The sequence below is a fragment of the Enterococcus sp. 3H8_DIV0648 genome, assembly GCF_002140655.1.
In the GTDB taxonomy this organism is placed as follows: Bacteria; Bacillota; Bacilli; order Lactobacillales; family Enterococcaceae; genus Enterococcus_A; species Enterococcus_A hulanensis.
In genome coordinates this window covers 1,342,948-1,359,886 of record NZ_NGLG01000002.1, presented here as the reverse complement: position 1 = coordinate 1,359,886, position 16,939 = coordinate 1,342,948, and the positions used below count along the sequence as shown (strand labels likewise).

General features: G+C 40.3%; 14 protein-coding genes. 2 read left to right on the top strand and 12 right to left on the bottom strand.

Annotation, left to right across the window (positions count from 1 at the left end; translation table 11 throughout):
• Positions 1-182: 182 nt before the first annotated feature.
• The 5 genes from A5875_RS22600 to A5875_RS22580 all read right to left on the bottom strand — a co-directional run bounded on the left by A5875_RS22600 (position 183) and on the right by A5875_RS22580 (position 5,223).
• Entirely contained in the window at positions 183-1,595 is a 1,413-nt protein-coding gene (locus tag A5875_RS22600; RefSeq protein WP_088935802.1) for a glycoside hydrolase family 1 protein, read from the bottom strand.
• 31 nt (positions 1,596-1,626) lie between these two features.
• Positions 1,627-3,474 carry a beta-glucoside-specific PTS transporter subunit IIABC gene (locus A5875_RS22595; protein WP_088935801.1) on the bottom strand — a complete coding sequence of 616 codons (1,848 nt, stop codon included), beginning with the start codon at positions 3,472-3,474 and terminating at the stop codon, positions 1,627-1,629.
• 121 nt (positions 3,475-3,595) lie between these two features.
• Entirely contained in the window at positions 3,596-4,429 is an 834-nt protein-coding gene (gene licT, locus A5875_RS22590) for a BglG family transcription antiterminator LicT (RefSeq protein ID WP_088935800.1), read from the bottom strand.
• A gap of 260 nt (positions 4,430-4,689) precedes the next feature.
• Positions 4,690-5,031 carry a type II toxin-antitoxin system PemK/MazF family toxin gene (locus A5875_RS22585; protein WP_088935799.1) on the bottom strand — a complete coding sequence of 114 codons (342 nt, stop codon included), beginning with the start codon at positions 5,029-5,031 and terminating at the stop codon, positions 4,690-4,692.
• Entirely contained in the window at positions 5,032-5,223 is a 192-nt protein-coding gene (locus A5875_RS22580) for an AbrB/MazE/SpoVT family DNA-binding domain-containing protein (RefSeq protein WP_242551328.1), read from the bottom strand. It abuts the gene before it with no gap.
• A 251-nt stretch (positions 5,224-5,474) separates the two neighbouring features.
• Between A5875_RS22580 and A5875_RS22575 the strand changes: the two genes are divergently transcribed.
• Complete coding sequence (locus tag A5875_RS22575; RefSeq protein ID WP_088935797.1) at positions 5,475-7,100, top strand: LPXTG cell wall anchor domain-containing protein; 1,626 nt, start codon at positions 5,475-5,477, stop codon at positions 7,098-7,100.
• Positions 7,101-7,161: 61 nt separating this feature from the next.
• Here the strand turns inward: A5875_RS22575 and pgmB are convergent, their stop codons facing one another.
• From pgmB to A5875_RS22540, 7 genes are all read right to left on the bottom strand, one after another.
• Positions 7,162-7,809 (bottom strand): beta-phosphoglucomutase, encoded by a 648-nt coding sequence (gene pgmB, locus A5875_RS22570; protein WP_088935796.1) that lies wholly within the window; start codon positions 7,807-7,809, stop codon positions 7,162-7,164.
• A gap of 2 nt (positions 7,810-7,811) precedes the next feature.
• On the bottom strand, positions 7,812-9,947 hold the full coding sequence (locus tag A5875_RS22565) for a glycoside hydrolase family 65 protein (protein ID WP_088935795.1): 2,136 nt from the start codon (positions 9,945-9,947) through the stop codon (positions 7,812-7,814).
• A 143-nt stretch (positions 9,948-10,090) separates the two neighbouring features.
• Positions 10,091-11,518: a PTS transporter subunit EIIC gene (locus A5875_RS22560; RefSeq protein ID WP_088935794.1), complete on the bottom strand. Its 1,428-nt coding sequence runs from the start codon at positions 11,516-11,518 to the stop codon at positions 10,091-10,093.
• A gap of 14 nt (positions 11,519-11,532) precedes the next feature.
• Entirely contained in the window at positions 11,533-12,966 is a 1,434-nt protein-coding gene (locus tag A5875_RS22555) for a family 1 glycosylhydrolase (protein ID WP_088935793.1), read from the bottom strand.
• A 154-nt stretch (positions 12,967-13,120) separates the two neighbouring features.
• Positions 13,121-13,975 carry a helix-turn-helix transcriptional regulator gene (locus A5875_RS22550; protein WP_088935875.1) on the bottom strand — a complete coding sequence of 285 codons (855 nt, stop codon included), beginning with the start codon at positions 13,973-13,975 and terminating at the stop codon, positions 13,121-13,123.
• A gap of 299 nt (positions 13,976-14,274) precedes the next feature.
• A complete protein-coding gene (locus A5875_RS22545) occupies positions 14,275-15,378 on the bottom strand; it encodes a hypothetical protein (RefSeq protein WP_088935792.1) in 1,104 nt (367 codons plus the stop codon).
• Positions 15,379-15,598: 220 nt separating this feature from the next.
• A complete protein-coding gene (locus A5875_RS22540; protein ID WP_088935791.1) occupies positions 15,599-15,964 on the bottom strand; it encodes a potassium channel family protein in 366 nt (121 codons plus the stop codon).
• A gap of 186 nt (positions 15,965-16,150) precedes the next feature.
• On the opposite strand from A5875_RS22540, the gene A5875_RS22535 reads away from it, so the two are divergent.
• On the top strand, positions 16,151-16,501 hold the full coding sequence (locus A5875_RS22535; RefSeq protein WP_088935790.1) for a DUF488 domain-containing protein: 351 nt from the start codon (positions 16,151-16,153) through the stop codon (positions 16,499-16,501).
• The last annotated feature ends 438 nt before the right edge of the window (positions 16,502-16,939 follow it).

The window sequence follows — 16,939 nt, the reverse complement described above, 5'->3', positions numbered from 1 at the left end:
ATTTGTTGGGCATCATTTCGCTTAAACCCCATTGGAATGCCTTCTTTCGCAGTTTTATGATAGTTAAATTATACCATTGTTCTATCTATAAAAGCGCTTATCATAAGACTTTTGACACCCGAATCTTTATAGTGGAAAAAAGAATCCACCTCTCATGTCTCAAGAGGATGAATTCCTTTTCTTCAATTATTAATTAATGAATCCCCATTTGAGGCGATTACTTCTTTGAACCAGTCAAAGCTTTTCTTTTTGTAGCGTTTCAGTGTGCCTGTACCATCGCTGTTTCGATCCACGTAAATCATACCATAGCGTTTTTTTATTTCTGCTGTGGTGAAACTGATTAAATCGATGCAGCCCCAAGAAGTGTAGCCCATTACAGGAACACCGTCTTCAATCGCTTCTTTGACCTGAACCAAGTGATCGTTCATATAGTCGATTCGATAATCATCAAAAACAGTTTTTTTGCCATTTTCCAATGTCACTAGATCATCCACCGCTCCTAGACCATTTTCAACAATGAAAACAGGTTTTTGGTAGCGATCATATAAGATGTTTAAGTAGTAGCGTAGACCTTTTGGATCAATCTGCCACCCCCACTCGCTCGCCTTTAAATATGGATTTGGTATCCCACCAATAATGTTCCCTTCACCAGCTACCTTGGTTGGATCATCCGATTCACAAATGCTCATGTAATAGCTAAAGGAAACAAAATCAACAGTATGCTTCAAATCTTCCAAATCCTGTTGCTGGATATCTAGCTGAATATTATTTTCCTTAAATATACGTTTAGAGTAGCTTGGATAGTACCCGCGCACCTGCACGTCTGAGAAGAAAAAGTTTTCTCTCTCGGTAGCCAAAGTCTTTAAAACGTCTTCGGGCTTGGGTGTTAGCGGATAGACCGGTACTCCTAAAATCATACAGCCAATCTGCGCTTTAGGGATGATCTCATGACATGCTTGGACTGCTCGGCTACTAGCAACTAACTCATGATGGATTGCTTGAAAAATATCCTGTTGCGTTAGTTTTTCTTTTGGAGTATTGATTCCACCGCTAAGAAATGGTACATGCGTAATTGAGTTGATTTCATTAAATGTTAACCAGTATTTGACTTTATCTTTGTAACGATTAAAAACTGTTCGAACATAATGTTCAAAGAAATCGATCATTTTCCGGTTGCGCCAACCGTCATATGTCCGTGTTAAATGTAACGGGGTTTCATAGTGAGACAGCGTAACTAAAGGTTCGATTCCATATTTCAAACATTCATCGAAAACCGCATCATAAAAAGCCAACCCAGCTTCATTAGGCTCTTGTTCATCCCCTTGCGGAAAAATTCGTGCCCAGGCGATCGACAAGCGGAATACTTTGAATCCCATCTCTGCAAAGAGGCGAATATCTTCTTTATAACGGTGATAAAAATCAATGCCGATTAATTTTAAATTGTCTTCCATCGGTGCTTCAGTAGGTGCTTCATGCCAGCCTTTTCGCGTAACATCCTGCACAGTTAAACCTTTTCCACCTTCTAAATAAGCCCCTTCACATTGATTTGCGGCAACTGCTCCGCCCCATAAAAAATCATTTGGAAATCTACTCATATTTTATTCTTCCCCCAGTCGTTGATCCAACTTAAATCACGTACAGAATTGCTTCTTCATAATCTGCTGTTTTCATTTCATCCTTTGGTACGACATCAATAAAGCTATCGCTATTTGTCACCACGATCGGAATCACCGTGTCATAACCAGCAGCTTTCACAGCCGCAAAATCAACGGTTAACAGTGGCTGCCCTGCCTTAACCCTATCGCCAACTGCAACAAGACTTTCAAAATACTTGCCATTCAATTCCACCGTATCAATTCCGACATGAATCAGCAGTTCCATATTCGCCTCACTAGTCAAGCCAATCGCATGCTTCGTTGGGAAAAGAGCAGATACTGTTCCATCAAAAGGCGCAACGATCGTATCTTCTTCAGGGATGATTGCAATTCCTTGTCCCATCACTTTACTGGAGAATGCTGAGTCATTGACCTTCTCTAAAGGAATGACTCTGCCCTTCACAGGTGCTAAAACTTTTTTTGGATCACCGCTACCGCTTTCGACAACTTCTAAAACAGCAGTTTCTGTCGTAACTTCTTCATCAATACCAAAGAACCATGTCAACACAAAGGTGATAATGATTGAAGCAACAGCTACGATACACGCATTGATAAAGTTTCCATCGACGCTCCCATTAATAAACTGCGGAAGTGCCACAAGTGATGGCACCGCAAAGGCGTACGATTCCACTCCAGTAATTCCCATAAAGATTCCGCATAAGCCACCTGCAATCATCGCCGCGTATAATGGTTTTTTGTATTTTAATGTCACACCATACAAAGCTGGTTCAGTCACCCCTGCTAATAAAGCTGAAATTCCCGCTCCTAAGGCTACCTGTTTCAAATCTTTATCCTTACCCTTCATTGAAACAGCCAATGCTGCCGCACCTTGAGCGACATTCGCCGCAAGCATAGCTGGTAAAATTAAAACATCTGGTGAGGCTGGAGAGGCAATTAAAAAGATTGGGGCAAACGCCCAATGCATTCCTGTCATAACAATTAACGGCATGAAAGCTGCCATTAAACCTAGGGCTAACCAACCAGCCTTTGCTTGAATCCAAATCACTGCTGCCGATAAGCCTTGTCCTGCAAATGTGCCTAATGGACCAACGACAACAAGTGCGATTACACCTGATAACAATAAAACCAGTAAAGGCTGCAAAAGATTCTTCATCACAGCTGGAATAATGCGATTGAAAAACGCCTCAATGTATTTCATCAGCCAAACCATGATCAAAATCGGAATAACCGATGAACCATAACTCGCCAATGTGATTGGTAACCCAAAAATGTTTATCGGATCACCTGCTGTGACCATCGTAGCAAAACTCGGATGCAGCATTATTCCACCTACCGCAACAGCTAACATCGGAGTTACGCCAAATTTTTGTGCAGCGGTAAACGCTAGCATCACAGGCATAAAGTAAAACGGCGCATCACCAAAAAAAGTAAGAACTGCATACGTAGAAGATGTTTCATTTAATATTCCTAATAAGGGCAAAATAATCAATAAAACTTTGATCATTCCCCCGCCTAACAAAGCTGGAATCAACGGAGACATGCAGCCGGAAATCGTTTCTACTAAATGTTCAAATATATTTTTCTTTTCCGTTGAAGCAACAGGTGCTGAGCCAAAATCCCCCAGCTTGCTAAATGCACGATAATAATTCGCTACATCATTCCCCATTATCACCTGATATTGACCGGCCTTTTTCATTACGCCCATAACACCTGGAATGGTTTTGACTTTCTCATCGTCTACTTGTCCTTGGTTTTTTAATGTTAAGCGTAACCGAGTAACACAATGAGTCACTGTTTGAATGTTCTCACTGCCACCAACGGCATTATAGATTTCTTTTGCTGTTTGTTGATAATTCATTTATTTTCCTCTTTTCTAAATATGATCACTGATCTGCTACCACCTTGAATTCGCAAAAAAAGACCTAAAGCTGCCTTGATGACAAGCTCTAGGTCATGCTCCGATGGGATAACAACCCTAGTTACAAATTTTTAGTGATTCGTCGAATGTGTGCAGTTAAGTAAAGTAATTCGGTTGAACTTAATTCATACTCAAAGTCCTGTTGCACGTACTTTTTGATTTCTAATGCACTGGCGTATTCACCTTCATATTTATGCTTCAATGTATTTAATAATTCCTCGTCTTCATCATCATAGTGGTCTCCTGCCAATAATCGCTGGGCAAAAAACTTCACATGGGTAATGAAACGATAATAATCCAACGAATTCTCATCAAATTCTGTCCGGTAATGATCTTTGATGATCGTCTCGATCCTTTTGGTAATCTCTGCGATCTCATAAGCAAGATCCCAAGATTTATCCATCTCCGCATTTACAAAATGGATTGCGATAAATGCTGCCTCATCAATCTCAAAGGATATTCCCAAATCGTTCCGAACAACTTCAATAGCCTTCTCGCCAACGGCATATTCATCGGGATAAAAACGTGCGATGTCCCAACGAAGCGGATTTTTCAAAATCAATCCTTCTTGATATCGATCGATGGCTGAATGAATGTGGTCAGTCAAGTTAACATAGATAATCTCATTCAAATTCTTACCTAATTTGATTTTGCCAAAATTGATAATCTTTTCAGAGACCAAAATATGCTCCATCGGCACATTGATCAATAATTCAGTAAATTTACTTTGAGTCTCTTTATCCCTCAGTAAAAAGGTTTTTTCGATCTGCTCCATGTCGACCGCTTGACCCTTCTTTTTACCAAAAGCAATGCCCTTCCCCATCAACAACACATCGACACCTTTGCTGTTGGAAGAAATGACGGTATTATTATTTAACACTCGTTTTATGATCATAAAATATTTCCCTCGCTAGCCACAAAAAAAGCCCATTTACGTACACGACAACTGTGCGGTAAATAGGTCCTGCTCACATAAAGTGATAACATCCAACAATTTTCTATTTGCTTCTCACATGCTTACCCGAAGTAATAACATCAAGAACTTATGGAAAGGTTATCATAAATCAATAAGGATTGTCAATCTGTTTATAATCATTTTCTCATATTTTCCCCTTCCTTACCTTAATATTTTTTACTAGAACTCTCTCGAAACACTTAATAGAGTACTTTTAGCTTTGCGATACACTCTTCAGTAAAGTCTGGAGGAGCTGACTCAACGAATTTGAATTTGTGTGTTTCTAAATCTAGCATCCGATGGTGTTCAAGAAGTACTTTTCCACGGAGATTCAGTTCCTTAGGTAAAGACATGTGTAAGGGAAACTCCTTTGAATTACTGGTAATTGGAGCAACCCCGAACATATAATTTAAATATTTGATAGATTTTGTTAGAACAATACAGGGTCTGTAACCTCTCTGCTCATGTCCTAATGTTGGATCAAAATCTAAAAATAGGATATCGCCCTGTTGTAGTTCAAAATATGTTTTATCCTTCTCCAACTAGAGCAGCTCCCTTCCTACTGGCTCATCCCATTCGTATCGATCGTTGGCATTCAGAGCTGTTCCATCATAGTCAGCAAAAAGCTCATCAATTGTTTCAGGATGATTTTTTTTAGGTGTTAAGACTATTTTATCGTTATCAACAACCATTCTTAAACCTAATTGCTTGTCTGATAAACCAAGGGCGGCCATTTCGTCTTTGGTTACGTAAAAGTACTTCTGTTTTGCCGAACGAATATTTGCCAGAAAATATTTTTAAAGTAATTATAATTCCAATATATAATTTAACTCCAAAAAATATTATCACTTATTAAACGTTAGCAAATATTGATTTATCCCTTACCGATTTATGATGGTCCAATCGATTATTTTCGAGTTATATTAAATTTGAAACAGACCGTATTCGTTTAAAAATGAATTGTTTTTATAAGGGAGTGATTATTTTGAAAAGATTTAGAAAGGTACTAACTATTGTATTTCTTGTTGGTTTTACGGCTCTCTTGGGGAAATCTACGGCTGAAGCACTTACGAGTACTCAGAGTGCAGTTATTTTTGGGCCTGAAGCTACGAATGAATTCGGACATGTTCTTTATTTTCCAAACTCGTTGTCTAGTCGATTGGAGCGGGATTCCTTGAACCGAGTAAGAGATTTTTATCGCGAGGATTTGTTTGCTACATGGACAATGCTTACTCCAACTGAGGAACCAGTTGTGCAAAGTGTCGAAGGAGATTCCTTTAAACTGATCTTGTTATTCCGGGATACGAATGTTCCCGACAGCCCTCAAACTATTTCGTCAATAGAGGATTTCAGAGAAAAAGGCGTTGATTTCCATTTCTATACGACCGATGACGGTATCACCTTTGATGATAAAACAGAGCTTTTGATGCAGCATGCTCATCCTGATGATTACTATGAATTTCCAGGAACCTTTATGGGTTATCGAATCGAAATGATAAAAATTGATACATGTGAAAGACTTAAATCTGATTTTGATGCAATGACAAATTGTTCAATTAGGTTGGATCTTAGCCAAATGACTACTGAACAGCTTACTGGACAAGTCGGTTTAACAAGCTGGTTGGATACACAAAGACCAAACAATGCTCCCACTGCGAATTATCAAAATATTTTTGTGATTCAGCCAACAATTGATGGCCAAGTAAACTATCAAGAACTTTCATCATCCGAAGATTCACCTGCATGGTCCGAATCAACTGCTTTTGAAGATGTTTGGGTAGATTTAGTTGAACATACTGACTCTGGAGACATTATTGTCGCCAGTACAAAAACTGACGCAAATGGAGGATTTAGTTTTTCTAATTTGGAAGGAGAAAATTTTACCATTTCAAATACGAAAAATGCCCTGAGCATTCAGGTTCGGAAAGATGGTTATACCGGCTGGATCGTTCAAGATGATACGCCCAAATTAAAAGAAGAACTAGAGGTCAACGTTGGAAGATTAACCGATATTGCACGTCATTCTGGAAACTATACTTTGGCATTTTCCAAAACAACCTGGAGATCACCCTTTGACGAACTTAAAGATGAGGGTAAAAATGCTACCGGAAATAAATTTATTTTGACAGAAGATTCAACTACACCGAGTACGACTGACTCTAGCACTACCGATTCTAGTACCACTGATTCTAGTACCACCGATTCTAGCTCTACTGACTCTAGCACCACTGACTCTAGTTCTACCGACTCTAGCACCACTGACTCTAGCTCTACCGACTCTAGCACCACCGATTCTAGTACCACTGACTCTAGCACTACCGACTCTAGCACTACCGACTCTAGCACCGCCGATTCTAGTACCACTGACTCTAGCACCGCCGATTCTAGTACCACTGACTCTAGTAAAATGATCCCAGGTCCATTAGGATCGAATGATGACCCGCCAACAAATGGAAACAAGGGAACATTCCAAGAAATCAACTCAAGAGTAAACAAAAAGAATTATCCTATTACAGGAGAACAAACCTCACCATTGTTGATCGTAGTTGGAGGTATCCTTTTGGTTTTCTCATTACTTTTGATGAGACAGACAAGAAAAGCAAGTAAATAAATCGTCTCCTTCAGTGGATCAAAAACGGAGACTGCCGATTCGTTTGGCAGTCTCCGTTTTCTTATATTCGAAGCAACTCTTCAATAGCTATTTCTGTTAAATCAGTAATCACTCGATCCGCATCTTTTAATTGCTCTGCCTCTCCGATCCCGATTGCATACATTCCACAGCCTTTAATCCCGTCGATACCAGCCTGCGCATCTTCAAAGCCAATCACTTCTTTTGGATCAAGTGACATCAGTTGTGCGGCTTTGATAAAGATTTCCGGATCAGGTTTGCCCTTAGCTAACGACTCAGGATCAACAATTCCCACAAAATAATCCGCCAGTACTAATTTTTCTAGAATCAGCGGAGCATTTTTCGATGCCGAAGCGACTGTACAGGGTATATTGTGTTCGCGGGCTGCTGCTAATAATTCTCTCACTCCCGGCAAAGCATCTTCTGACGTCAGCTCTTCTAATAATTCGACATAATGTTGATTCTTTTTTTCCGCCATCTTGGCTAGCTCGTCTGTTGAAAAGGTACTGCATTTTCCACCGTGAGCCAAAATTCGTTCCAATGATTCTTGTCGACTAATACCCTTTAATTGTTCATTGAACACTTCATCAATCGTAATGCCGATCTCAGCGGCCAATTGCTTCCAAGCAATGTAATGGTACTTCGCAGTATCGGCGAGCACGCCATCTAAATCAAAAACAAATCCCTGCATGACTACTCCCCTTCTGTCTCTTGTTCGATCCAATGCTCATGATGATTGGCATAAATCCGATATTTCTTATTTTTATAATAGGTGTAAAAATCGATTTCTTCGATTTCTGCCGGCAGATGCGGATCGATCACTAATTCGTCATGAATCACCTGCAAGTTGCAAAAACCATAAACGATCGTCATGAACGTGCCGCCCATCGAAGCCGTATGAATACCGTCCTTTGTATTCTTATGACTGTTGTCCAGATCGGTACGAGCGTTTTTCAAGAAGTATTCATAGCCCTTTTCCACTTGACCTAAACGGCTATAAACCGTTGAAAAAGTCGAGTACGACAATGAAGAATCATGCGTCGTCACTTCATCATAGTAAGCAATACTTTTGGCGATCGTCACCTGATCAAAGGCTGCTGGAAACAGCATCAACGCCAATACCGCGTCGGCTTGCTTAGAAATCTGGTAACGATAAATCGTCAACGGGTGATAATTCAGCAGCAATGGATAGTTCGTTTCCTCCTGCGAATACGGCCAAGGTCCTTTATTCAAGAAATCGCGATCCTGCGCAATGATTCCTTTCTCTTTATCAAACGGCAGCGCCATTTTGTCTGCAAAGAGTGCAAATTCTTGTAATTCCTCTTCTTGCAATTGTAATCTTTCGGTCAGCTTAGCCCAAATCTCAGGAGATTGTTCCTTCAAGATCTGTGCCAAACGATTGATCCATTCAAATTGATAGGCAACTAATTGATTGGTGTAATAATTATCATTCACTAATACGGTATATTCATCGGGACCAGTGATTTTGTCGATATGGAATTGGTCATTTTTCAGATAACCAATTTCACTGAAGACGCGTGCTGTCTCAAGCAAAACTTCAAAACCGCAATCTGCCATAAATGCCAGATCATCCGTGTAGCGATAGTATTGAATAAAGGCATAGGCGATATCGGCGTTAATATGATGCTGCGCCGACCCGCCCTCGAAAAATGGCGAGGACTCTGTTCCTGAGATCGTCCGCCACGGGAATAGTGCGCCGGTTTGATACCCAAAAAGCTGACGATTCTCCCGTGCTTTGTCTAAAATGTGATAACGATAAGTCAGCAGCTGCTTCGCTAACGTCGGATTCAAGTGTAAAAAGACCGGGAACACAAACATCTCCGCATCCCAGAAATAATGTCCTTCATAGCCGCTGCCGCTCAATCCTTTGGCCGCGATACTAGTAGTGCCATTGCTGCCTAGCGATTGCAGCAGTGCAAAGGTACTATAATTGACACTTTCCTCCAGCATCTCAGTGCTTTTGATTTTGACTTTAGCACTTTGCCAAAATTCAGCTAAGAATTGTTCTTGCTGCTGAACTAACTCGGCAAAATTGCTGTCAATCCCTGCATGTTCTGGTTGTTGAAAGGCATAACTAAGATTTTTTTGATAGCTGTTCCCTTCCAGTTTGGTGCGAATCACGATTCGCTCTGCTTCAATCGTCTGACTCAATGTTTGATTGTCAATCGACCAAGCCAGCTCTGCTTCTAGCTGCGAATACTCGGTACCAAATTTACAGCGGTTTTTTGCTAAATCAATGTCTTTAATAGAAATTTTTTGCAGATCGTGACTCATTCGCGGATCGTTTTTATCGATCGTCCGGACTGGATAAAAGTTCAAATGAGTCGTTAATTCGATCTCTTCCTCATGATTCACGCGTTCAAAATCGATCTTCATGGAAAAAAGATTCTTATATTGAAAAGAAGCCAATCGCGAGATCGTGATTTTAGTCTGACGTCCTTGCGGCGAAGTCCAAAGTAAACTTCGAACCGTCATCCCTTTTTCCATATCTAAATAACGTTGGCTCTTGCTGATCGACCCTTCTGTGATCGAAAATTGCTCGCCGCCGATCGTAATCAAGGTAGTTTGTCCATCAATTACGCTGATCATCGTCTCGCCGGTTGGCGTAAAGCCGTACATTTTTTCAGGATAATGGATGTCTTTGGTTTCGTAAAAACCGTTGATATAGGTCTCACGATTGGTCGAAAAGTGATCGTAATAGCCTTCTTCTAAATTGCCTCGTAAGCCGATTAGGCCATTCCCATTAAAGAAAAGACTCTCGGCTTTTTCTAACGTTTCAGTTTGATAATCGTTTAAATAGATTTTCATACATACACCTTGTTTCTATATAATGATAGAATTTTCAGAAAACCGAAAACTCTTTTGTTCTTCCCATGAGATATCAAGTTCTTAAGAACTGTCCTTTAAAAAAGTAGAATAGAAGTCGAAGCTTCTATCCTACTCTGATTATTTTATGAATTGACTGCTAAACCTTTAGCAGATTTTTCGGTTGGTGCAGCTTCGATTTTTTCATCCTTCTGTAAAACAAGCGTCAATACAAAAGATAAGACGACAGACATAACCATCATCGCTATACCAGCGATAATATTGCTTGTTCCTTTGTCTCCTGAGAAACCTAGGATGGCCATCAAGCTGTTTTGCGGTACATATAAAGTTACATGCATTAATCCTGCAAAGCAGCCAGAAATTCCGGCACTGATACATGCTGCCACTAACGGTTTTTTGTATTTCATTGTGATCCCGTATAAAGCAGGTTCAGTAATTCCCATGATGGCAGAAACACCTGCTGCCGCTGCGATGGATTTCACATTTTTTTGTTTTGATTTGAAGGCTACTGCCAATGTTGCGCCGCCTTGGGCTAAGTTCGCACAAACCTGAGCTACTAAGATCAACGATTCTGTTCCAGTTGCCGCAAAAGAAGCAACGAAGATCGGTGTCAAGGCATGGTGCATACCAGTCATAACGATAAATGGCATCGCCGCTGCTAATAAAGCCACCATGATAAAGCCTAATTGTCCCTCCATCAAGTTAATTACCCAAGCTAGTCCTTGCCCAGCATAGTTGCCCAACGGTCCAATCACGATCAATGCTAATGGTGCGGTGATCAATAAGGTCAATGTCGGATTCAATAGAATTTTTAATGATTGCGGTGTGATCTTATCGACGCCTCGTTCAATATAAGACATTGCCCAGATCGTCAATAACGCCGGAATAACAGAAGCCGCATAGATCACGCCTTGGATCGGCATCCCTAGAAAAGAGATCGGATCTCCAGAAGCGACCCACTGACTGAAATTAGGATGCAGGAAAACACCTACAACAATAATAGCGATCGATGTATTGACTTTGAATTTATTCGCTGCAAAGACAGCCAATAAAATCGGCATAAAATAGAAAGCTCCATCACCAATGAAATCTAACACACGATAAGTACTGGATTCATTAGACATCCAATTGAAGGTCGTTGACAAGGATAAAATCACTTTGATCATCCCGGCAGCAGTCAAGGCTGGGATCATCGGTGTCATACAGCCTGTGATCGTGTCGACTACTTTGTTCAAGATACTCGTTTCTTTCTTAGCTGAAGCCGTTGATGTAGCTGGCTGTTTGCCTGTTTCTGCATCGCCATTGGTTACACCCTGCTGAATAACTTCTTCAAAAACTTCACCGACGTGACTTCCGATAATCACCTGCAACTGTGTCGGTGTCGGATTCACACCCACTACCCCGTCGATTTCTTTTAAGCTGTCGATATTAACTGCTTCCGGATTTTTCAGATCAAAACGTAAGCGAGTCGCGCAGTGAACTGCGGAGTTTACGTTTTCTGCTCCCCCAAGTCCTTGAATGATTTCTTTTGCTAACTGTTGATACTTTCTCATTTTTTTACTCCTCCCTATTCAAATACAACGGCACCATTTGACGAAATGACTTTTTGATAAAATGCGAAACTGTCTTTTTTAAAGCGTTGATGCGAACCATTATTTTCATCATCTTGATCCACATAGATCACGCCGTAACGCTTACTGATTCTTCCTTCACTAACACTCGGCAAATCAATGATCCCCCACATTAAGTAGCCCATCAGCTCAATGCCATCCTCTTCCATCGCCAACATCATATTTTTAACGTGCTCTTGCAAATAATGGATACGATAGTCATCATGGACCTTCCCATCAACGAACTCATCCTGCGTCCCGATTCCATTTTCCACAATGAACAACGGCTTATGGTAACGATCCTGCAGCTGGTTCAACGTGATTCTCAAGCCCAACGGATCATCCTGCCACACGCTCTTGCCTTTTGGTAAATGTGGATTGCGTAAGGTCGTATACCCATTTGTAGCCACACGATCGATCCCATTCTCCTCTGCCGCGGTACAAGCACTGGAATAATAGCTGAAAGAAACAAAATCGACTGTATTGTCCTTTAGAATCTTTCGATCTTCTGGATAAATCGTTAATTTCAAACCCTTCTCCACCATATAATGAGCAAAGAATTTAGGATAATCACCAAAGACCTGAACATCTGAGAAGAGCAGGTTTTCTTTTTCCTGCTGCAAGGCCGCAAAAACATCTTTCGGATCACAGGTATAGGCATAAGTTTTCCCCGCAGCCAGCATCGCGCCGAATTGATTCTCCGGATCGATCTGTTTGCCTGCTTTGATCGTTGAAGCATTCGCCAGTAATTGATGATGTCCGGCTTGGTATTGGATCGATAAATTGTCTTTTCCTTCTTCAAACAAGATTCCCCCGCCGATAAACGGAATATGCAGCACCATATTCATCTCATTGAATGGAATCCAATAATTGATCCGCCCTTTAAAACGTTTCATCACTGTTTCGGCATAATGCAGGAACAAATCCACCACTTTACGGCTTTCCCAACCATTGTATTTTTCCACCAAATGGATTGGAATCTCAAAATGTGACAAGGTCACGATCGGCTCCATCTGATGTTTTTCCAGCTCCGTTAAAAGCTTTTCGTAAAATTGAAGCCCCGCTTCATTCGGTTCCTGCTCTTCTCCTGTCGGAAAAATTCGCGACCAAGAAATCGAAAAACGGAAACTATTCACACCTAATTCCTTTAGCAAAGCGATATCTGTTTGATAATGATGATAAAAATCATTTCCATTTCGTCCAGGATAGATTTCATCTCCTGTTGAATCTAAGATTGAAGCCGCTTGATTCTTATATACTGCCTTAAGGCGACGATCGTCTAATGGCAGATAGTCAAAATTCGAAGGCTTGCGTCCATCCGCGAGATAATTTCCTTCACTTTGTGCGGCAGAGACAGCTCCGCCCCATAAAAACTGTTTTTCTTTTTGCATTTACTTTGCTCCCTTTTGAACCGTATCCGTTTTCATTCGTGCTGATACTCTTATTATAGCCAGGAAATATTTTTTTCATTCCCCCATTTTTGTTGTATTATTCTCAAATATTGTCGAAAGGCAATTACTAAATCAGTAATTGCCTTTCTCCGATTTATTCAATTTTCATCGTACTTCGATACTCTAACGGTGCCATCGCCATTGAACTCTTAAACAATCGATAAAAAGTTTTATCACTTTCAAAGCCGGTTTGAGTGATAATCTCTGACACCGGCAGATCACTATTGATCAGCAGCCATTTGGCTTTGTCGATGCGATATTCATTCAAGAAAGTCAAAAAAGTTTTACCCGTATTCTTCTTAAAGAACTTCGTAAAATAAAACGAACTGTACCCCGTAATCTCGGCGATAGTTTGCAAAGTCAGCACTTCTTGATAATGGGCCTCCACATAGCTGAAAATACCATCCAGCTTCTCCAGTACATCCTGTGTCGCCAGCTTATTGATCTTTTTCGGCTGCTTTGCTTGCTGGGGAATGTCTCGCAACAAACGGGTAATCAGTTCGAACAGCTCCGCCTTCAACGCAAATTGATAGCCTGTTTCCTGATTTTCCATTTCACGATTCATTTGTTCAAGCAGACTTCTAACTGCTGTTTCATCTTTTTTCTCCCAATGAGGACTGATTGGCAGTAATTCCGCAAACAGCTTCTGCAAATCCAAATTTTCTTTATTACCTGCTGTAAAGTAATTCAAGTCAAATTGATAGACCAGCCGTTCACTGCCCGGCGAAGCCAAGACATAGTGAATCAAGCCGCCGCCGATAAAGGCAATCTCGCCCTCTCTCAGCTTATAAGGTACATCATCGATTCCTAAAGAGATCGTCCCTTTTGTCACATAGATCAGCTCGACTTCCCGATGCCAATGAGGGGTAGTCAAAATATCCCCATCATTCACCAAAATGCGGAAAGGAAAATCCTTATCTAACTCGGGCATTTCTAAATAAATCGCCATTCCATTCACCTCACGATTCATTTTGCCGTAAACCACAGTGAAAGTAAACGCTCTTTTGATTCGTTGGAAACATTTTAGTTTAAATTTCGCTGTTCTTTCTCTTTTTCCATTTTGCTGAAGCAACTTTTTTTCACGACTGAATGACAAATAGACCTAAAGACTCGTCATTTTTTCTAAAGGTCTGCTTGTATAAATAATTAAATTGTAGTTAATACTTACATCATTCTTCTATATGAACCATACTTTATAAGTTCTGAATCCATGACAAATAAAACCTTGCTTTCCAAAGAATTTAGCCTCTATTTGCGATGTTTCTTTTTCCCTTGATTAAATTTTTCCAAAAGTTTTCGGTCTTTTTTGGAAAGCTTTTTACCATTTGGTTTAACAGGCGTTTCAACTTTTGGCAGCTTTTCTGTGTCTTCTTCAAGAATAGCTCCCGCTGCCAAAGATGGGATCAGATCATTTTTCGGTTTTGCTAACGTCGATAGCGGCTTTTGTTGCTGATTTCCTTTTTCCTCTAGAACAATCCTAGATTCTATATTTGTCTTACTGCCAATAGGCAGATCTGCCGGCAATTTTTCAAAGTTTTCCTCTGCCTCATCAGAAGTTTCCTCCGACATAGCCGCCTCAGCTTCCTCAAAAATTCCTTTAAGCAACATGATAAGTTCTCCCTTAGTCAACACAGAAAGGTCCATGCCATCCACCAAAACCTTCTCAACGTTTGTATCCGCCTTCATTTTTGATGATTCTGCCACCGAATTTTGGACAGACTCCGGCTGCTCTTTCGGTTGTTTCGTACTATAAATCGTCGTGGTTCCTTTAAACTCACAATCCAAAAATTTGGCAAATTGACGCACGTCGCCCTTTTGAAAAATCGTCAAGGTCGTTAAAATGTTGAGGATTCGTCTAGTTTCCTCAAGAGTATTGCTGGGGTCGGCATCTCTTAATTTCCAGGTATGTTTTTTCCCATTGGTATCTTCAAAAATAGAAACCAAAGTGTAGCTATCATAGTTACCAGCAAGCGCAGCACTGCCTCGCTTTTTTAGATTGCCTTCATGTATTCGCATCTTTTTAGTCGCTTTATAATACGCATTTTCATTTTTGAACAAACGCTTGATGACGTTGCCCCATTCGCCATCATCCAGATAGTCCTTGAAAAATGGACTGAATTTTCTTAGTGTTTCGTTTGGTTCGGCTTGAAAAAGCAGGTCCCGCACAACCTCTTGACAAGGCAGCGAAAAATCGCTTGCCACTAGCGCATTCCTTACAATAATCGCTACGATATATTCCACTACTAGATCCGCATTTTTGGTCGCTTCCCAAAACTTGCGTACTTTTGTCTCAAGGTTCTTTCTGTTCTTCATCGTAAAAAGTTGTCGTCTGGTCAGTTGTTTGATTTCCATGCTTATTCGCTCCTTTTCCAATCATGAATCCAATTTCTTTTCTCTTTTATAAAATATACGAAAAAGAAAGCAAAAGCTCGTTCTAAAGTTTTCGAAAAAATTAACGTTTTGGGTGTAGATCTGTCTCTTATACACATCTAGATGTGTATAAGAGACAGGTACGCAAAATAAAAGCGAAAAAGATTAAGTAAATAACCTTTTTCGCTTTTATTTTTTTCAATTAATTGCGGCTTTTTTCAGCTTTTTCTTCGCTACGTTTCTTATTTTTATGATATTCCACCAACGCACGATTGAAATTTGCGATCACCGCCGTAATAATTCCCACACCGATCAAGACGTAGACAATCGTAAAAAGTTTTCCTAAAGCCGTATGCGGAGACAGGTCGCCATACCCCACCGTAGCTAAAGTCATGACCGAAAAATACAAAGCATCAAGATAGCTCATTTTCTCAATATTATGATAGAAAATCGTTCCGATCGTCAGAATAAACAGAACTGCCAGCATGATCGCCTTTTGTTCATCCTGTCGGAATAAAATTTTTAAGATATGCCATAAGCTTCTGAATAGTAATGCAAATGCAACCATGAGAGCCGCCTTTCCGATTCAATAAATTTTAATTAATAAGTCGTTTCCAATGATTATTCTAACAGATTTTATTGGCTACTATCACGAAACCTGTAAGGCAACTTGGTTTCTAATAAAAAAAATTGTACAGTTCATTTGGTTTCTCTTTTCTCCCCTGCTAAAATAAAAGGCAAAGGAAGTGTTCAAATGCTGCAACTCAAAAGAGCCTATCTGCCTGCCAGTGATTCTGATGGTTATCGAGTATTAGTCGATCGTTTGTGGCCCCGTGGAAAATCAAAAGAAACCGAAAAAATCGATCTATGGCTGAAGGAGATCGCTCCGAGTCCGGAGCTGCGAAAATGGTTTAATCACGAAGTTGACAAATATACAGAATTTCAAATGAAGTATCGCAAAGAATTGCAATCCGGCACACAACACGAAGCTTTGGAAGAATTAAGAACGGTCATCCAAGCGCACGATAATGTAACTTTAGTTTATGGCGCTAAGGATGAACAACACAATAATGCGCAAGTGCTGTATGATCTCTTGAACGATTAAAAGCACAAAAGCCAACTTTATATCGTTGGTTTTTGTGCTTTGTTTTGCGTAAAAACAGCAATAAAGAAGTGAAATAGAATCAATAAATAATTATTTAGGCAACAAAACTAGCTATATAACAGATAATCAATGGCCTCACTTCCCGAGTAGTCCTTCCGTCCCCTGTCATCAGTCGATTACCAAGCAGTTCATCCACCCTTCTGGTGATGCTGCCGTCTCTCCTAATAGTAGTTTTTCCCTTCAACTTAAGAATAACGAGAGTAAAGGGAAACCAAACTAATAGAATACTATATTGATTAATTGGATTATATGTGTTAAATTGTATACAACAATGCCTGTCTCTTATACACATCTAGATGTGTATAAGAGACAGCTTCTGGTGATGCTGCCGTCTCTCCTAATAGTAGTTTTTCCCTTCAACTTAAGAATAACGAGAGT